The sequence below is a fragment of the Streptococcus bovismuti genome (genome assembly GCF_042436615.2).
Taxonomy (GTDB): domain Bacteria; phylum Bacillota; class Bacilli; order Lactobacillales; family Streptococcaceae; genus Streptococcus.
In genome coordinates this window covers 307,951-324,550 of sequence record NZ_JBHMFR020000002.1, presented here as the reverse complement: position 1 = coordinate 324,550, position 16,600 = coordinate 307,951, and the positions used below count along the sequence as shown (strand labels likewise).

Here is a 16,600-nt window from a genome sequence, read left to right as displayed (position 1 = left end):
TGATTACTACAACAACAAACGAATTAAGGTAAAACTAAAAGGACTTAGCCCTGTACAATACAGAACTAAATCCTTTGCTTAAATTAATTGTCTAACTTTTTGGGGTCAGTACAAGAACCAAATCTTTTTTATTATGTTAGAAACGAATCGTCTCACGTGTTTTTTCGTATGAAGTGACAAAACGGTTGGTTACACCTGGTTCTGCAACTTCCAAAGCTTGCGAAATCTTATCAAATGAAGCATGATAATCAAATTCTTTTTCAAAAATTTCTAATGATTCATTAAAGGCTTCTTGAATTCGTTCATCAAATGAGCGGTAACGGTTCGAATACTGTAGCAATTGTTCTGTCAACGTTGCATATTGAACAATATTATAGGTTTCTTCTTCAAGTGCTTCTATATCATTTGTTGCAATTTCAAGCATCCGGTTCACAGCTTCTATATTGACCCGAGCTTCTTCTAGTTCAGCCATCAACTCTTCAGTATGGTTACTTGCTGTAAAGAACAACTGTAAGAAATTCTGAGGAATACCTGGAAGATTGCGTTTTTCCATATATCTCTTAATTGTGTGAAGACGATTAACATAAACATTTGCCTTCTGGCGAGCATTGATATCATCTTTTTCAATCTGAGCAAGACGTTGACTAACCTCAACTTGTTCATCTTCAATTTCCTTCAAAGTAGCTTGTAAGTTTTCCAAACGTTCTTCAAGGAATGAATAAGGTTCAGAATGTTCCTCTTGTTCAGAAGTTAGTTCCAATACAGATTCTTCTAAAGATTCTAACTCAGCTTGTAATCTATGAACATGACTAACATCCGTTTCAGATAGTAGGTAATTGTTACTCAATCGTTGAATATCTTCCACTAAAACAGCATTACTATCTTTCATGTGTTTCAAATATGTAGGAAGAGTTGCAACTAAGCCTTCTACTACTTTTTGAGCAGCGATTTCTCGTGTAAAGATATCATAGAGTGAATTGATTTCTTCTTGAACTTGAGTATTTTCATACTCAGCATTATCCAACTCTAATTGTGCAATATTTTCGTGGTTTTTCTTCAAAGATTCATAAAGCAATTGGAAGCGAGATTCAATATCCGTTTCAGCAAAATGATAGTTAGCATCTAAAAGCTTACGGTAACCATCCTCCAAATCTTCCAATTGATCAGGTAGCTCTTTAGATAATGTTTTTACAATCGCTGGCAGGCGGTCAACAATGTGACTCAAAGCCAAGATATGATTTTCAGCATTATCCAAAATCACAGCAGCTTCTACTGGGTCACCTGAAGTGTTCAAAGTAACAAACTGAGAAAACTCTGATTGGATATTTTCCAATTGTTTTTCGATTTCAGATAAACCTTGGCCATATTCTTCAGAATGATCAGCCACTCGGTGTTGCAACTCTTCAAACAAGTCCAAGGTATGAAGAACACGACCGCTGTTTTTAGATTCTTGTTTCTCCAAATCTGCCAAGGCATTGCGAATTGCCGCAATATCTTCTTCAATCAAGGTAATTTGGCTCTCGATTTGGTCAATTTGATGACTAGCCTTAAAAAAACGGAATGAATTGTTATAACCTTCTGCCTCAAAAAGATTATTTTCGATATCAGCAAAAGAGTTAAGAGATAGGTCAACCCATTTTTGGTTCCACTCACGGAAAGTCACTTGACTTTGTCCAATCAAGTGCATATTTTTTACAGCTTCAACTTCATCGTTTACTGGAAGATTGTACAGCTCTTCTTTTTTCTCTTCTAAAATTGCTAATTTACTTTCATTGCGTTTTCGTACGTAGATTGCGATAGCATAGGCAATCACTAAGAAAACTGCAACTGCAATTGCAAGATAAATTACTAGTGTACCAGACATATTAAACTCCTTTTTTACTTGAAACAATCGTAATGATTATATCATATTTTTTAGACCAAGGGAACTACTTCTCCCGATTTTTTAGACATCAAGTGTACTATAGACGGCATTTTCTTCGATAAATTCACGACGAGGCTCTACTCGATCCCCCATCAACATATCAAAGATTTTATCTGCCTCAGCTGCATCATCCACAGAAACTCTGGCCATCAAGCGATGTTCGGGATCCATGGTTGTTTCCCATAACTGATGATCATCCATTTCACCCAGACCTTTATATCTCTGAATAGTTGGTTTGGCACGACCTTCACTGTGGCGGGCTAATGCTTCTTGGAGTTTAATTTCTTGGTCTGCTCCTGGCTGGATATATTCTTTAATCTCGCTTCCAACCTTGACACCATAGATTGGAGGTTGGGCGATATAAACATAACCAGCTTCTAAAATTGGTTTCATATAACGATAAATCAAGGTTAAAAGAAGGGTACGAATGTGGGCTCCATCGACATCGGCATCGGTCATCAAAACAAGTTTTTGGTAACGGGCTTTCGAAACATCAAATTCTGCTCCAAATCCTGTTCCCATCGCGGTGAAAAGACTACGAATTTCTTCATTAGCAAGAATCTTATCCATACTTGCCTTTTCAACGTTCAAAATCTTACCGCGAATTGGAAGGATAGCCTGGAATTCACGGTTACGACCAGATTTGGCTGACCCACCAGCTGAGTCTCCTTCGACGATGAAGAGTTCTGTTTCAGCAGGATTGTTAGAAGAACAGTCTGCTAGTTTCCCTGGAAGGTTGGAAATTTCCAAACCAGATTTTTTACGAGTGACTTCACGCGCACGCTTGGCAGCGACTCGAGCCTTAGCAGCTAAAATCCCTTTTTCCACGATTCGCTTAGCAATCTGTGGATTCTCCATGAGAAAATCAGAGAAGGCATCGCTGAAGAGACGATTAGTAATCTTGACCACTTCGCTATTTCCCAGTTTGGTCTTGGTTTGCCCTTCAAACTGTGGATTTGGGTGTTTAACTGAGATAACTGCAGTCAATCCTTCACGGACATCTTCCCCTGTCAAGTTGTCTTCATTGTCTTTAAGCAGTTTATTCTTACGAGCATAATCGTTGATAACACGTGTCAAGGCCGTACGGAAACCTTGTTCATGCGTTCCACCTTCATGAGTATGAATATTGTTTGCGAAACTCATGACATTTTCATGGTAACCCGTTGTGTACTGCATGGCTACTTCGACTGTGATATCATCCATTTCACCATCTGTGTAAATTGGTGTATCAAAGATTACATCCTTGTTCTCATTGATATATTCAACGTAGCTAGCAATCCCACCTTCATAGTGGTAATGCTTAGTTTGTTCTAACCCCTCACGCTTATCTGTGATGGAGATTTGAAGACCACGATTTAGAAAGGCCAACTCTTGAATCCGTTTATTTAATTTATCGAAATCAAAGGTTGTTGTTTCAGTAAAGATTTCTGGGTCCGGTGTGAAGTGAACTGTTGTTCCAGTCTTATCCGTATCTCCAACCACCTCAAGATCTGCGACAACATGACCACGACGGTATTCTTGGTAATGAATTTTACCGTTTTTGTGGACATGAACGTCTAATTGAGTGGAAAGGGCATTAACTACTGAAGACCCCACTCCGTGAAGACCACCTGAAACCTTGTATCCTCCACCGCCAAACTTTCCTCCAGCGTGCAGGACAGTAAAGACAGTCTCAACGGCAGGTCGACCTGTTTTTTCCTGAATATCGACTGGGATACCACGCCCATCATCAACAACAGTAATCGAATCATCTGGCTCAATAAAGACTTGAATATGGCTAGCAAATCCTGCCAAGGCCTCGTCAATTGAGTTATCAACAATTTCCCAGACTAAATGGTGAAGACCTTCTTTTGAGGTTGACCCAATATACATCCCTGGACGCATACGAACAGCCTCTAAACCCTCTAAAACTTGAATTTGACTGGCATCATAATCTTGTGCCTGCAGATTTTTAATTTCTTCTGTCATCTTATTCCTTTTTCTTACATGTCTAATACTTGTCTTAAATTCACGATACTGGTAAACAAGTGGGTAGCTAGTCCTGCAGCTTGCCCGGCTTCGATATCAATCGGTCGATCACCAATTACAAGACCAGAGTTAATCTGATACTTTTCTCTTAAATAAATCATGGACTCAGGATCTGGTTTTCTCTTAAAGCCTGAGTTAGAAGTAACCACTTCTGTAAAATAAGCTGCTATAGAGGTTTTTTCTAAAATTTCCAAGACCTGATCATTTCGATGAGAAACCAAAAAATGACGGCCACCTTGATTGGAGATATCTTTCAATAAATCAGAAACTCCATCAAATAAAATCGGGTGTTCAAGTTCTCTAGCTTCATTTTCCTTGTACTTTTCTAAAAAATTCTCTAAGTTGGGAGCGAATGTCTCAATCGCAAAATCAGTAGAAACCTTTAAAGCCTGATAGACACTGTCATGGTCTTGTGTGATGCCATACAATGCCAATGTTTCAACAAATGCAGCTGTTGAAGTTTCGTAATTATCCAGTAAAGTTCCACCTAAATCCCAGATGTAATCGTGATATTTCATACCCTTCATTATAGCATTTTTTTATGAAAAAAGCGATGATTTCCCTGAGTTTCCCACATAAAAAAACGAGAGTTTGACTCCCGTTTTACTGATTTTTACCAAAGACATCTCGATAGAGCATTCCTGTTCGTAAACTCTCTGCGTCTCCTCCTAATTGCTCCACCAATTCGTAGGCAAAGGCAAGGGCTGTTGAGGGGCCTCGACTGGTTGTCAAATGACCATCTACCACTACTGTTTCCTTAACGTATTGACCATCAAGAATTTGCTCTTGAACGCCGTCATAGCAAGTGTACTGCTTGTTTTTCAGAACTCCTGCTTGATTGAGGGCAATTGGTGCCGCACAAATGGCTGCCAGTTTCTTCCCCTCTTGCTCGAAGCTTTGCAACTCTTGAATCAAGGCCTGATTATCCCGTAAATGTGCAGAACCAGGCATCCCTCCAGGAAGAACAATCATGTCATAGTCTGATAAATCACCATCAAAGACACGATCTGCTCTTACTTGGATTGCGTGCGAACCTGTCACTTGCTCTTCAAATCCTACCATATCACAAGTAATATTAGCACGACGCAAAACATCCACAACTGTCAAAGCTTCAATTTCTTCAAATCCCTGAGCCAATATAACTGCTACTTTAACCATGATTTTCTCCTTATTTGATTCGTTTTAATACAACTTTTTTCCGTTTGAATGGGACTTTTCCGCTCTTTTCTTCAGCTAGGTTTGTCTGGTAACTCATCGATAAAAGCAAGCCAATACCAATCAAGTTACTGATGATAGCCGATCCACCTTGAGAAATGAAAGGCAAAGGAATCCCAGTCAAGGGAAGCAAGCCAGTAACAGCACCGATATTCTCAAAGATATGGAAGAGCAACATCATAATCAAACCTGTGGAAATATAGGTGTAGAACTGGTTATTTGATTTAAGAGTAATCTTCAACATACGGTAAATCAGCATGAGATAAAGAGCAATAACAAGAACAGAGCCAATAAAGCCAAAATCTTCTGCAATGACCGTGAAAATCATATCCGACTCTCTAACTGGAATAAGCAAATTAGAAGCATTAAACCCTTGACCAAATAAGCCACCACTCCCAATCGCGATTTGCCCTTGAGCCTGCTGGTAAGTGGTTGTTTGGGCAAAGTCAAATGGATTAAGCCAAGCCAAAATACGGTTGATTTGATAGGTCGGCATTCCCAGTTGATGAAGAAAAGCACGACCGTCCTTACTGATAAAGATGGCTAGAAAACCAGCAATTCCTGTTACAGCAGTCACAAATACTGGGATAATAATTTTCCAAGAAACCCCTGATAATAAAACGATTCCTGAGAAAATAGCCACAAAAACCAAGGCAGTCCCCAAGTCACTTTGAAGTGCCAAAAGAACTAGGACTGGAATGGTAAAGAGAATCATCCAAAAAATTAATAAAAAGTCCAGTGGAACTGTGCGTCTCCATTCCTTATGTTTTTTTGTGAACTGGACAATGACACGGGCCAACATGAGGATATAGGATATCTTCATAAATTCTGACGGCTGGAACAAGGTGATACCATTTACCGATACCCAGTTTTTGGCACCCGTGGATGCAACTAAACTTGGATTATAAAAGACAATCGGCAAAACCATAAGTCCCAAGCCTAAAATATATAGAAAGGGGGTCACCTTCCAAAGAAATTCTGTATTAAAGAGCATGACGATAAAACCAATCACAAGCCCCAAGGCAATCCAGGCGACCTGCTGCCCTAAAATGGGCAGAATATTGTTTGGATAATCATGACTAACGGCTATGTAGATAGCCACTACGCCAATAACCAGTAGAAAAAATACTGGCAAGAGCAAACTATAATCGACTCTAGAGTCGAGAGAACGTTTCATATATACTAACCTTATACTTTCATACTATACTATTTATCAAAGCTCATTTAAAAATTCATCAATAGTCTCATCAACTTCGGATTGAGAGACGGTTTTAACTGTCGCTTCTTTTGCTAGAGATGCTACTATTTGTTTGCCATATCGCTTTCCGACAATTCTCCTATCCAAAATGAGAGTTAAGGAACGTTGGTGTTCGCGTCTCATACTTCTTCCCAAAGCCTGTTTTAATCGAATAATGGCCATGGGCAACTGATAATCATAAAAGGCATTTTTTCCTTCTTGATTCAGTTCTTGATTAATCTTTTTCGTCAAGGGCTCTTGAGGATTTTGGAAAGGAAGCCTTGGTACAACTTGAATTACAAAAGGATGGCTTGAAAAATCCACTCCCTCCCAGAAACTTGCTGCACCAAGCAGGATTTTTTGTTCACCTTTTTCGAAGCGCTTCTTAAGCTGATGAACATCCCCATTTTTATACTGAGCCAAATGACTAACTGGAAGTAAATCAGATACTGCTAGAAGCATGTCTTTAGCAGTAAAGAGAACCAAAATCGGTTGCTGGAAAGCTTGAATTTCCACTAGTAAATCAGCTACTTCTATGGCATAGACTTCTAAGGAAGTTTCTGTTACCAGGGGAAAATCTTTGACCAAGACCACTTCTTGATCCTGTTTTCTACGAGCTTCAATCTTGACAAATTTGGCTTCAGGATAGCCTAAAAGGTCGGCCAAAGAAACTCTCTGACTAATCTCAAGAGTAGCCGATACTCCCAAGACTTGACAGCTCTCAGGAACTAAAGAGGACAGAAGAATACGTCCTGATTTCGTTGAAGAAATCTGAATTTTCTTTTGACTCGTTTCAGTTGCTTCAAGCCAATAATCTCGTTCAGCTGTAAAATAGCGAACCAGCTCCTCAAAACCTTCTACTTCTAATTCTGAAAAATACTGGTATAGATTGGCAAGAGAATCTAAGATATTTTTCCTAGATTTTCCAGACTGAAATTGTTCTATCAAGTAGAGACACTCAAAGCGAATACTTTCTAGTATTCGTTGCTGGACCTTATTTTGCTCCTCCAGTAAAGCCTTATCAAGCAAATCGATAATAGACTGGATATCATGGGTCTCTTGAAGCAGATTTTCTAGGGCCAACAAAACTTTTTGGACTTCATCAATAATCAGTAAACGATCACTGACAAATTCAGGATTATCTTCCAATCTGGTTACAAGATAGGCATGATTGGTCACTAAAAGCTTGCATGTTTGTGCTCTTTCTTGACTACGTTTCCAGAAATCTTCCGTCACAAATAAGCTCTGGGATGATAAATTCCCATCATGACGAAGGTCTCTTAGAAAATGTTGGTAACGGTAAAGTTGCCCGATTTCATCCAGATCTCCTGTTTCTGTCTCTGTCAGCCAGACCAAGAGTTGCATCTTAAAGCGTCTAAATAAGCGATTTTCACCATTTTCCTGCAAGGAACGATAAAAGGCATCCAGCTTCAGATAATTTTGTGGCCCCTTTAAACTATGAATATCTATATGGAACACTTCCTTGAGACGTTTACCTTCTTCTTCCATGATTTGATTTTGAAGAATCTTTGTTGGAACACTAAGAACAATTTGACGCTCTTTCACTTGAGATAAAGCAGGTAAGAGGTAGCCATAGGTTTTCCCAATCCCTGTCGACGCTTGAATCAGAGAGACAGACTCATTTTTCAATAGAAAGACGACTTCTTTAGCAAAATTTTCTTGCTCCTCCCTCACTTCAAGATTCAATAGAGAAATATTTTTAGAAAAATCTTGAGATAGTTTTCGTGGCTTTAGGAGAGCTGCATTTTTCTTGAAATACAGTCCTTGAACTTCGACCAAGTCTGGAGAACTCAGGATAGATTGGCTGCGATAAATTTCTTCAATAACCAGGTAGGACTCGTATAGGAGGGCATCAGTCATTTCCAGCAAGCGTTCCAAGAGACCTTTAGGAAGCTGGGCCATCTTTTCCCGTAGAAAAAGGAGTAATTCCGCAGTGGCTTGGGCATCTGAAAGGGCTGTGTGAGCATGTTTTAGAGGAATTCCTAATTCTCGACACAATATCGGCAAACTATATTTTTCCAGTTTAGGGAAAAAGACCTGAGCCAATTCGACCGTGTCAACACGAGGATTTCTTAGTTCATAGCCTTCAAAAAATAAATTTTCCGCCAAGAGATTGGCATCAAACTGAACATTATGGGCTACAAAAATTCCAGCCTCCACCAAGTCAAAGATTTTTCTAGCAACTTGCGAAAAATCAGGTGCTTGCGCCAGACGTTGGTCAGTTAGCCCTGTCAATTCTTTAATATGAACATCCAGAGGTTCGTGTGGATTGACATCCGTCGTATACTCATCGACGATTTTTCCATCCTCAATCACCACAATTCCCACTTGGATAATTTTAGCCTTACTACCTGTGCTAGTTGCCTCTAAATCAACCACAACATAGCGATTACCAATCGTTTTCATTATAAAAAATTATACCAAAAAAAGGGCCATTTGGCACCTGCAAACATGGGATAATTTTCAAACTCAAGAACAATACTTGTCTTAAAAATTCCATCAAATAGAGCATCCTAGCCTACTAATTCTTTGAAAATATTGGAGAATAAGAAAAAATTGAGAGAAGAAACGTTTGCACCTTCCTTCTCTCAACTATCCATTTACTTTATTTGACCATATCAGGATCGTAATCATAGAATCCTGTATCAAGGAATCGATTTTTAGGGTGTAACTTGCGTACTTCCTCATCCAGCAAGAAAGCTTGGTCATGGCTAAAGCTGCCCTCTTGGATCAAGCTACGCGCTTGGATAAAGAGTTTTGCAATCTCAACAAAGTTCTGACCTGGAGTGTAGAGCCCTTCTAGTTTCCAGTGAGTGAAACCATGCTCCACCAATTCTGTCAATTTAGTCATCAAATCAAGGTCATTGTTGGCAAAGATGTGGGTACCATGATTGTCTTCAAAAATGGAATAATGGCTCTCTGGGTCACTTGGCTCAGCCAAGAAGAGGTCACGCTTACGCGTCTTTTCATCATCGATATGCGTAAAGTTATAGTAGTTTTGCAAGAGCGGACGTTTAGAATGGTGGATGACGCTAGCTCCGTAAACCAACACTTCAGCAGGAATTTCCAAAATCTCTGGCATTTTGAAGAGTTCAGCTGATGGAATTTCACGCGCCAAAACAGCCTCAGATGCGCCAGCCTTTTGTCCCCAGAAGTTAATCTGACGACTGCTTGTCACCATAGTTGAAGCGTCGTAGATAGTCTTGAAAGAATAGCCATCACGGTTGACTACGTAAAAGACACCTGCATCCCCAATCGTAATGTAGTCTGTCTTAATTTCTTCCAAGAAATCAAGGAATGGCTTGATACGATCCATCATGTCTTGGTGCATGAGAGCATTAACCGCAACGATCAATTCCTTACCAGCATCATGAACCAACTTAGCGATTTCACGCAATTGGTCATAACTAAAGGTCGTTGGCAGACGAAGGCCAAAATCTTTCTCACCGACATAGATACGGTCTACGCCAGCTTCGAGCAGTTGTTTAACTTGTTCAATACTTTCAGCAGTTGCTGTAATGATAATCTTTTCCATAAGAAAAATTATACCATATTTCTGGAAAATCAGCCATTCTTTAAAAATGAAAAGGGACTTTATTCTTATTGTAACCTTTCTGTAATAATTCTCTGCTGAAAAAATGATAAAATAGGTATGTACTGTTAAGGAGAGAATAATGCCCGTAAGAAAATTACAATCCTATGAGGTAGATTATCAAGAAGAATTAAGCCAGCAGGTTCCTCGCTATCAAGATTATACACCTGAAGCGCAATCTGATGCCAATCTCAAGGAAATCCTATTTTTTGTTAATATCGCTGTTTTTTGCATCTGTATTGCTATCTTTAGTTTTATCTTTTTAGCATTAAAATTATCGCCTGCTCTTGCATTTGCCGCAGCAATCGGATCCAGCTTACTTGTTTTAAAAATTCAACGATCTATTATCAAACGAAAACGTAGAAGATAAATCCAAAATATCGCCCCGTCTGGAGCGATATTTTTATTTTTTCTTTTTAGATGGTGTGTGGATGGCAATCTTCACTTCAAAGATTGTTCCCTTTGGTTTATTATCTTTAACAGTAATGGTTCCTTTTAAGGCATCTACAATTTGCTTGGCCAGAGATAACCCTAAACCAAAACCACCTTTTTGACGGGTTCTAGCCTTGTCCACTCGATAAAAACGGTCAAAAATTTTCTTCTTATCTTCTGCTGAAATACCGACTCCATTGTCGGAAACTAGCAAATAAAGATTACGATCAGTCGCTGAAATCATAAAATCAATTTCACCATCCTCCTCAGTATATTTGATAGCATTATCAAATAAGATGGTCATCAGTTGTTTCAAAAGAAGTTGATCTGTGACAATCGTTCGATGGATCCGATTTTCAAAACGGAAGACACGATCATTTTCCGAAGCAATCATCTCATAGTTTGTGAAAGTCGTATTGAAAAAACTGGTTGGAACTTCTGCAAGTTCCGGCTTAATCCCATCATCTCTCCGAGCTAAATTCAACAAGTTTGTCGTCAAAAACCTCATGTTTCGAACTTCTTCCAAACTCGAAGCAATACTTTCGCTCACATCCATAATGGTAGCTTCTGGCTTACGGAAAAGGGTCTCTAAACGATTTTGCAAAACTGCAAGTGGGGTTCGTAACTCATGACTGGCATTTTCCACAAAGGACTGTTGCTTCTGCATGCTCTCAAGCAGAGGACGAACACTGACCCTAGCTAGATAGAGACTGGCAAGCAAAGACAGAATCCAGAAACTTGCCATTACAACCACAATCAATTGCTCATGCTTTTGACTGGCCTGCTCCAACTGACTGGTATTTATCAAGACAGCAGCATACTTGATATTGGTTGAAACCGAACTAATATTCGTTTCCATCAAAATCATGCGATAGATTTCTTCCTGTCCATAGCTATTAAAAACCTGAATCTGATAGATATGACCTAGTTCTTTCTTTTCTAACTTAATCTTATCCAATCCCAAAAATCGATTTCCAGAAAGAAGTTGGGTAAAATTCTTATCAAAAAGAATAACCTCTGTATTGGAACTGACATTGGGTTTTACCTCAGCCTTGCTAGTATCTGTGGCAGCATTCTCTAAATCTTTAATCTCTTCTGTTGCCCTATTTACAGCAAGCTGAATAACTGCCTGAGGATTGTTACTCAAACCATGGAGCGTATCATCCACCGAAGTATAGAGACTCGAGTGCATGACCTGTAAAATAATCAAGGTCATGGTGGAGAAAATCAGAGTGAAGACACCAAAGTTACGAATAAAGTAACTAAAGTCATCCGCATACCATGTTTTTTTTAGTTTACTGAACATCTTTTAAAATATACCCAACACTGCGCAAGGTTTGCAAATTCTCTGCAAAAGTGGTTCCTTTTAATTTCTTACGAACTTTTGAAACATAGACTTCGACAACCGAAATCGTGGTATCACTATCAAATCCCCATAGACGATCAAAAATCTGAGTCTTAGGCAAAATAACATTTTGATTTTGAAGGAAATAAACCAGTAAATCGAACTCTTTCCCCAGCAATTCGACAGGAGTATCTTCGACTTTAACGGTATTGGTTGACAAATTAACCACAATATTTCCATAAGTCAAGGTGTTTTCATTAAACTTGCCTGAACGTTTGAGAAGCGCTTGAATCCGCATTTTGAGTTCTTCTAAGTAGAAAGGTTTGGTCAGATAGTCATCCGCTCCCAATTCAAATCCATGTCCCTTGTCATCCAAACTTTCCTTGGCAGTCATGATCAGAACTGGTGTCGTAATTCCTTTTTCACGCAATTCTTTCAAGACTTGAAAGCCATTTTTTTCAGGTAACATTAAATCGAGCAAAATCAAGTCATAGACGCCACTTTCAGCTTCGTAGAGACCTTCTTCACCATCAAATACCTGCATGACATCGGCAAAATCGTCTAAAAAGTCAAATACTGAATTTGACAGGCCTAGGTCATCCTCAACTAATAAGATTTTTATCATGAGAAACTCCTCCTTATTAAAACCATTATACCAAATTTGCCTTAAAAAAAACTCAACTCTCTACATTTTACATGAGATAGCTGAGTTTTCTTTTTATTTTAGGCTTATTTATGCGTTTCCGTATTGAAGAACGACTGCTTCCACTGCAGTTTTTTCACGGTTAATCAAGTCAACACGCGCTGCAATTTCCTTGATTCCCATACCGATATTACGGCTAAGAGCAAGGTCAGAAAGTTGCGGTTCAAAGAATTCCTTGTACTCTGCCAAGCGTTGCTGAGTCTTAAATACGTGAGCAGGAAGGATAACAAAGCTATCAAAGCTCATATCTCCACCAAGAGCTGCCTTAATCCAAGCCCAATTTTCACGAGCCCAAGACCATGCTGTTTCCTGAGTTGCCTGATGGCTTAAGAACTGGAAGTACCAAGCAGACAAGTCCTGTGGTTTAACCACAAATTTGTCCTTCCAAGAAGTAATCAAGTTTTGGATATTATCCGCATCTGTACTGTATGCAAGAGCTGCTGCCAACTGACGTTTAAAGACAGCATCTGTTGCGTGCGTATAAGTATCAAGATAAAGTGCTAACAAGTCTTTAGTCTCATGATGTTTCATCTCATTGATCAGAACTTGTGAACGGATTGCTGCTGGAAGTCCTGCAAGATTCTCCTTGTGAGCCGCGAAGATTTGGCTAGCGACTTGACTAGCTTCTGCATCATTTGAGCGAATCATCATAGAAACAGACAACTGACGAACCAACTCATCCTCATCTGATTCACCATCTTTAGCTTCAAAACCAAGACGGTCATAATTATGACGAGCCAATTTAGCAACCAATTCTTTGAAGGCTCTTTCAGCTTCTGTACCTTCATCGATAAAGCGCTCAAGAGCAGAAATTACTTGAGAAACAGCTGAAACGACAAGGTAAGACTCTTCCTTGGCAAGTTTATCAAGGACTGGGAGCAAGTCAGCATAAGAAATGTGTCCTGCTTCAGCAAGCAAACGACGTTCTTGAACGATCTGCAGTTTGCTTGTGTTATCAAGTTCAACTAGATCGGCAAGAACAGCTTCTAATAAGTTTCCTTGATAGTCTGTAATATAGTGGGCTGTATTTTCAGTGTTGAGATGAAGGGCTGTTTTGTTTTCAGCAAGAAGGGCTGCGTAGCCTGGAATTTCGATGCTTTCAGTTTCAAGTGTATCAGGCAAGCCTTTCCAGTTGCTGTTTAGTGGCACAACCCAGAGACGGTTCTTATCTTCGTGCTCACCGATGAAGAATTGTTTTTGTGAAATCTTCAAGACATCATTTTCAACTTTGACAGTGAGAACTGGATAACCCGGTTGTTCCAACCAAGAATCCATAAAGGCTGCGACATCACGTACAGACGCTTGACCAAGAGCATTCCAAAGGTCACGACCAATTGTATTGCTGTATTGATGTTTTTCAAAGTAGGCATGCAAACCTTTGGCAAAATCGGCATCACCTAGCCAACGACGAAGCATGTGCATGAGGCGACTTCCTTTGGCATAGACGATAGCTCCGTCAAAGAGCGTATTGATTTCATCTGGGTGTTTAACTTCGACGTGAACAGACTGAACGCCATCAGTAGCATCACGTTTCAAGGCAGACGGAACACCACCTGTTTGGAAATCTTCAAAGATATTCCAGCTTGGTTCAATAGCATCCACACAGACGTATTCCATCATATTGGCGAAACTTTCATTGAGCCAAAGGTCATCCCACCATTTCATCGTTACGAGGTTACCAAACCATTGGTGAGCCAATTCATGGGCAACGACAAGAGCAACCTGTTGACGGCTAGCAAATGTTGAGTTCTCATCCACAACCAAGTAAACTTCACGGTAGGTCACAAGACCCCAGTTTTCCATAGCACCAGCTGAGAAGTCAGGAAGGGCGATGTGGAGAGATTGAGGAATAGGGTACTTGACTCCGTAGTAATCTTCGTAAAACTCGATAGAGCGAACGGCGATATCCAAAGAGAAATCAAGGTTAGAAAGTGGGTGAGCTTTGGTTGAGTAAACACCTACAAGGGTACCGTTTTTAGTTTTAGCTGTCACACCCTGCAAATCACCGGCGACAAAGGCTAACAAGTAAGAAGACATGCGAGGTGTTGTCTCAAACTTCCAGATACCTGTTTCCTTACGGTTTTCAACTTCGATTTCTGGCATGTTAGACAAGGCCAATTCACCTTCTGCTTGATCAAAACGTAGAGCAAGATCAAAAGTCGCTTTGGCTTCTGGCTCATCCACACATGGGAAGGCTTCGCGGGCAAAATGGCTCTCGAATTGAGTAGACAAGACCTCCTTCTTCACTCCATCAACTGTGTAATATGAAGGGTAAATCCCTGTCATGTTGTCTGTGATTTTACCTGAAAAAGCGATAACCACTTCAACTTGACCTGCCTCAGCAAGTTCGATACGAAGAGCTTCGTTTTCATTATCGACTGTGAATGGACGAGCTGCCCCTGCAACTTCTACGGAGGCGACTTCCAAGTCTTTTTGGTGAAGGGAAATACGGTCACTCTGTGCTTGACCAGTGATAGTCACTTTCCCTGAAAAAGTCTTGGTCTCACGACTCAAGTCTAAAAATAAATCATAATGTTCAGGAACAAATTGCTTAATAAAATGTTCAACTGCTTGCATAGTTTTCTCCTATCTAAGTTTAAGAGCTAGAGCTCTTCTTCAAACAAACTTATTATATCATGTTTTGCTTAAGAAAAAAGGATTGGACAGCGATTTCCAAAACTTTCTTCCTTCTACAGTCTACAGTGGGTAGACCTTGCGAAATTCTTCTAAAACAACCTTACTGTCAGGCGTAAAAGTTAGTCCTGCCTCACGCAGCCACTCAGCGAAACAATCCTCATGAACCCGACGCCAATAGGCTAGGGATTTGTCACCTTCCCCTTCCTTAAAGGCATGTTGAGCAGAAACTTGATTGAAGGGCTGGACAGAAACCTTTGTAATTTCAACAATACAGACAGCCTGATTTTGACTGTCTAAAATGACATCAAAAGTTCCTTCTTGTGGAAGGGATTCGTCTTCTAGTGCGTAGAGGTCGTATGCTGAAGCCGTTGCTGTCTTTTCGCCTCTCAGTACCAAATCTGCCAAGAGATCTGCTTCCACTCCAAAAGCCCAGGCATCGATTTCATCTCCTATAGAGGGGTTAATTTTCTTGTATGCATTCCACATTTCTTGCGATGTCATAGGTGCTCCTCTGTAATTTTTTACTTTCTTCTTTTATGTGTTTAAGATGATCTGGATGGTCAATCTCTAAATTAAAAATCTCTGGAATAGAACTATAGTGGAGAATGCATTCGATACCCATCTGATTCATTTTTTGTATGAAAGAAGTATTCAGATAGCCTGCTACAGCAAAGTCAATATTTTTAATCCTTGCTTTATCCTGCATCTGTCTTAGCATATCTAACATAATGGGACTTTCCATATCATGCCATTGACTGTTTCTCACAGTCGCAAAAACAAAAGAAGTCAAATCATTCATTCCAACTACAATCTTTGAAATACCAACTTCCAGTATGCTGTCTAAGTCAAAATATGCTGATGGTAATTCAATCATCGTGGCAATTTTCCCAGTAAAACCCTGCTGACGCAATACTGTAATAGCTTGCTTTAACTGCTTAGCATCATTGACAAAAGGAAAAATAACAGACAGATTGGGATTGGTCTGATAAACTTTTGTAACGACATTTGCCTCAGCCTGAAATTCATCCAAACACGCCAGTAAACGCCTAGTTCCTCTATAACCAAACAAGGGATGATTTTCATCAAAATACTCTTTAGTTCCCTCTAAACAATTGGCTTCTGTATTCGTTAATTCAGAAAAACGATACCAGATCTTCTCATCTGAGTACAGGGAGCAGATAGTCGCTAGATAATCTTTTACAAATTCCTGGCAACTTGGTAATAGTATGTTTTGGTTTAGTTCTCTGAACAAGTATTCCCCACGAATCATTCCAATGTGGTGAAATACTTGAGGATGAACTTTTTCAAGAATTTTTTCTCCACTAAGAGCAAGTTGATTTTGCATACTGTACCTTCCAATTCATGTAAGAGGTCTTGTCCAATTCTGGAAATCCTAATAATTCTGCTTTGACTTTCAAAACTTCTGGAGATGCACTCTCTTCTGTGGTTTTTGATTTCCGTCCAAT

Annotated in this window: 14 protein-coding genes and 1 pseudogene; 2 read left to right on the top strand and 13 right to left on the bottom strand. The window is 39.7% G+C overall.

Features of this window, described 5'->3' with window-relative positions:
• Window positions 1-82: IS3 family transposase (locus tag ACERDH_RS04550; RefSeq protein WP_155169774.1), on the top strand; the 82-nt coding region annotated here is incomplete at its 5' end.
• A gap of 54 nt (window positions 83-136) precedes the next feature.
• Here the strand turns inward: ACERDH_RS04550 and ezrA are convergent.
• The 7 genes from ezrA to ACERDH_RS04515 form a co-directional block, all read right to left on the bottom strand.
• Complete coding sequence (gene ezrA / locus ACERDH_RS04545) at window positions 137-1,864, bottom strand: septation ring formation regulator EzrA (protein ID WP_386680698.1); 1,728 nt, start codon at window positions 1,862-1,864, stop codon at window positions 137-139.
• A gap of 81 nt (window positions 1,865-1,945) precedes the next feature.
• Window positions 1,946-3,892, bottom strand: coding sequence for a DNA topoisomerase (ATP-hydrolyzing) subunit B (gene gyrB, locus ACERDH_RS04540; RefSeq protein ID WP_000134040.1), 1,947 nt, complete (start codon window positions 3,890-3,892; stop codon window positions 1,946-1,948).
• A gap of 14 nt (window positions 3,893-3,906) precedes the next feature.
• Window positions 3,907-4,470 (bottom strand): HAD family hydrolase, encoded by a 564-nt coding sequence (locus tag ACERDH_RS04535; RefSeq protein ID WP_192855392.1) that lies wholly within the window; start codon window positions 4,468-4,470, stop codon window positions 3,907-3,909.
• An 85-nt stretch (window positions 4,471-4,555) separates the two neighbouring features.
• Window positions 4,556-5,110, bottom strand: a complete 555-nt coding sequence (locus ACERDH_RS04530) for a DJ-1 family glyoxalase III (RefSeq protein ID WP_203213331.1) — start codon at window positions 5,108-5,110, stop codon at window positions 4,556-4,558.
• Window positions 5,111-5,120: 10 nt separating this feature from the next.
• Window positions 5,121-6,344 (bottom strand): FtsW/RodA/SpoVE family cell cycle protein, encoded by a 1,224-nt coding sequence (locus tag ACERDH_RS04525; RefSeq protein ID WP_261445394.1) that lies wholly within the window; start codon window positions 6,342-6,344, stop codon window positions 5,121-5,123.
• A 36-nt stretch (window positions 6,345-6,380) separates the two neighbouring features.
• Window positions 6,381-8,831 carry a bifunctional DnaQ family exonuclease/ATP-dependent helicase gene (locus tag ACERDH_RS04520; protein WP_386680693.1) on the bottom strand — a complete coding sequence of 817 codons (2,451 nt, stop codon included), beginning with the start codon at window positions 8,829-8,831 and terminating at the stop codon, window positions 6,381-6,383.
• A gap of 199 nt (window positions 8,832-9,030) precedes the next feature.
• Window positions 9,031-9,960, bottom strand: a complete 930-nt coding sequence (locus ACERDH_RS04515; protein WP_386680690.1) for a peptidase U32 family protein — start codon at window positions 9,958-9,960, stop codon at window positions 9,031-9,033.
• Between the two features lie 139 nt (window positions 9,961-10,099).
• On the opposite strand from ACERDH_RS04515, the gene ACERDH_RS04510 reads away from it, so the two are divergent.
• Window positions 10,100-10,387, top strand: a complete 288-nt coding sequence (locus tag ACERDH_RS04510) for a DUF3270 domain-containing protein (RefSeq protein ID WP_020902957.1) — start codon at window positions 10,100-10,102, stop codon at window positions 10,385-10,387.
• Window positions 10,388-10,420: 33 nt separating this feature from the next.
• On the opposite strand, the gene ciaH is transcribed toward ACERDH_RS04510, so the two are convergent.
• The 6 genes and pseudogenes from ciaH to ACERDH_RS04480 all read right to left on the bottom strand — a co-directional run.
• Complete coding sequence (ciaH, locus tag ACERDH_RS04505; protein ID WP_261051677.1) at window positions 10,421-11,755, bottom strand: two-component system sensor histidine kinase CiaH; 1,335 nt, start codon at window positions 11,753-11,755, stop codon at window positions 10,421-10,423.
• Complete coding sequence (gene ciaR / locus ACERDH_RS04500; protein WP_000590639.1) at window positions 11,745-12,419, bottom strand: two-component system response regulator CiaR; 675 nt, start codon at window positions 12,417-12,419, stop codon at window positions 11,745-11,747. The genes ciaH and ciaR overlap by 11 nt, the downstream gene beginning before the upstream one ends.
• Before the next feature lie 108 nt (window positions 12,420-12,527).
• Window positions 12,528-15,074 (bottom strand): M1 family metallopeptidase, encoded by a 2,547-nt coding sequence (locus ACERDH_RS04495; RefSeq protein WP_386680683.1) that lies wholly within the window; start codon window positions 15,072-15,074, stop codon window positions 12,528-12,530.
• Between the two features lie 120 nt (window positions 15,075-15,194).
• Entirely contained in the window at window positions 15,195-15,635 is a 441-nt protein-coding gene (locus ACERDH_RS04490; protein ID WP_386680680.1) for an ASCH domain-containing protein, read from the bottom strand.
• Window positions 15,595-16,479, bottom strand: coding sequence for a putative PEP-binding protein (locus tag ACERDH_RS04485; RefSeq protein WP_386680677.1), 885 nt, complete (start codon window positions 16,477-16,479; stop codon window positions 15,595-15,597). The genes ACERDH_RS04490 and ACERDH_RS04485 overlap by 41 nt, the downstream gene beginning before the upstream one ends.
• A pseudogene (locus ACERDH_RS04480) lies at window positions 16,457-16,579 on the bottom strand (NUDIX hydrolase); the annotation flags it as partial. The pseudogene ACERDH_RS04480 and the gene ACERDH_RS04485, both read right to left, overlap by 23 nt.
• Between the last annotated feature and the right edge of the window lie 21 nt (window positions 16,580-16,600).

What these genes read in the sequence shown, in the direction of transcription:
- gyrB (WP_000134040.1), bottom strand. Translation starts at nt 3,892, where the DNA reads ATGACAGAAGAAATTAAAAATCTGCAGGCACAAGATTATGATGCCAGT.
- ACERDH_RS04525 (WP_261445394.1), bottom strand. Translation starts at nt 6,344, where the DNA reads ATGAAACGTTCTCTCGACTCTAGAGTCGATTATAGTTTGCTCTTGCCA.
- ACERDH_RS04495 (WP_386680683.1), bottom strand. Translation starts at nt 15,074, where the DNA reads ATGCAAGCAGTTGAACATTTTATTAAGCAATTTGTTCCTGAACATTAT.
- ciaH (WP_261051677.1), bottom strand. Translation starts at nt 11,755, where the DNA reads ATGTTCAGTAAACTAAAAAAAACATGGTATGCGGATGACTTTAGTTAC.
- ciaR (WP_000590639.1), bottom strand. Translation starts at nt 12,419, where the DNA reads ATGATAAAAATCTTATTAGTTGAGGATGACCTAGGCCTGTCAAATTCA.
- ezrA (WP_386680698.1), bottom strand. Translation starts at nt 1,864, where the DNA reads ATGTCTGGTACACTAGTAATTTATCTTGCAATTGCAGTTGCAGTTTTC.
- ACERDH_RS04520 (WP_386680693.1), bottom strand. Translation starts at nt 8,831, where the DNA reads ATGAAAACGATTGGTAATCGCTATGTTGTGGTTGATTTAGAGGCAACT.
- ACERDH_RS04485 (WP_386680677.1), bottom strand. Translation starts at nt 16,479, where the DNA reads ATGCAAAATCAACTTGCTCTTAGTGGAGAAAAAATTCTTGAAAAAGTT.
- ACERDH_RS04530 (WP_203213331.1), bottom strand. Translation starts at nt 5,110, where the DNA reads ATGGTTAAAGTAGCAGTTATATTGGCTCAGGGATTTGAAGAAATTGAA.
- ACERDH_RS04515 (WP_386680690.1), bottom strand. Translation starts at nt 9,960, where the DNA reads ATGGAAAAGATTATCATTACAGCAACTGCTGAAAGTATTGAACAAGTT.
- ACERDH_RS04490 (WP_386680680.1), bottom strand. Translation starts at nt 15,635, where the DNA reads ATGACATCGCAAGAAATGTGGAATGCATACAAGAAAATTAACCCCTCT.
- ACERDH_RS04535 (WP_192855392.1), bottom strand. Translation starts at nt 4,470, where the DNA reads ATGAAATATCACGATTACATCTGGGATTTAGGTGGAACTTTACTGGAT.
- ACERDH_RS04510 (WP_020902957.1), top strand. Translation starts at nt 10,100, where the DNA reads ATGCCCGTAAGAAAATTACAATCCTATGAGGTAGATTATCAAGAAGAA.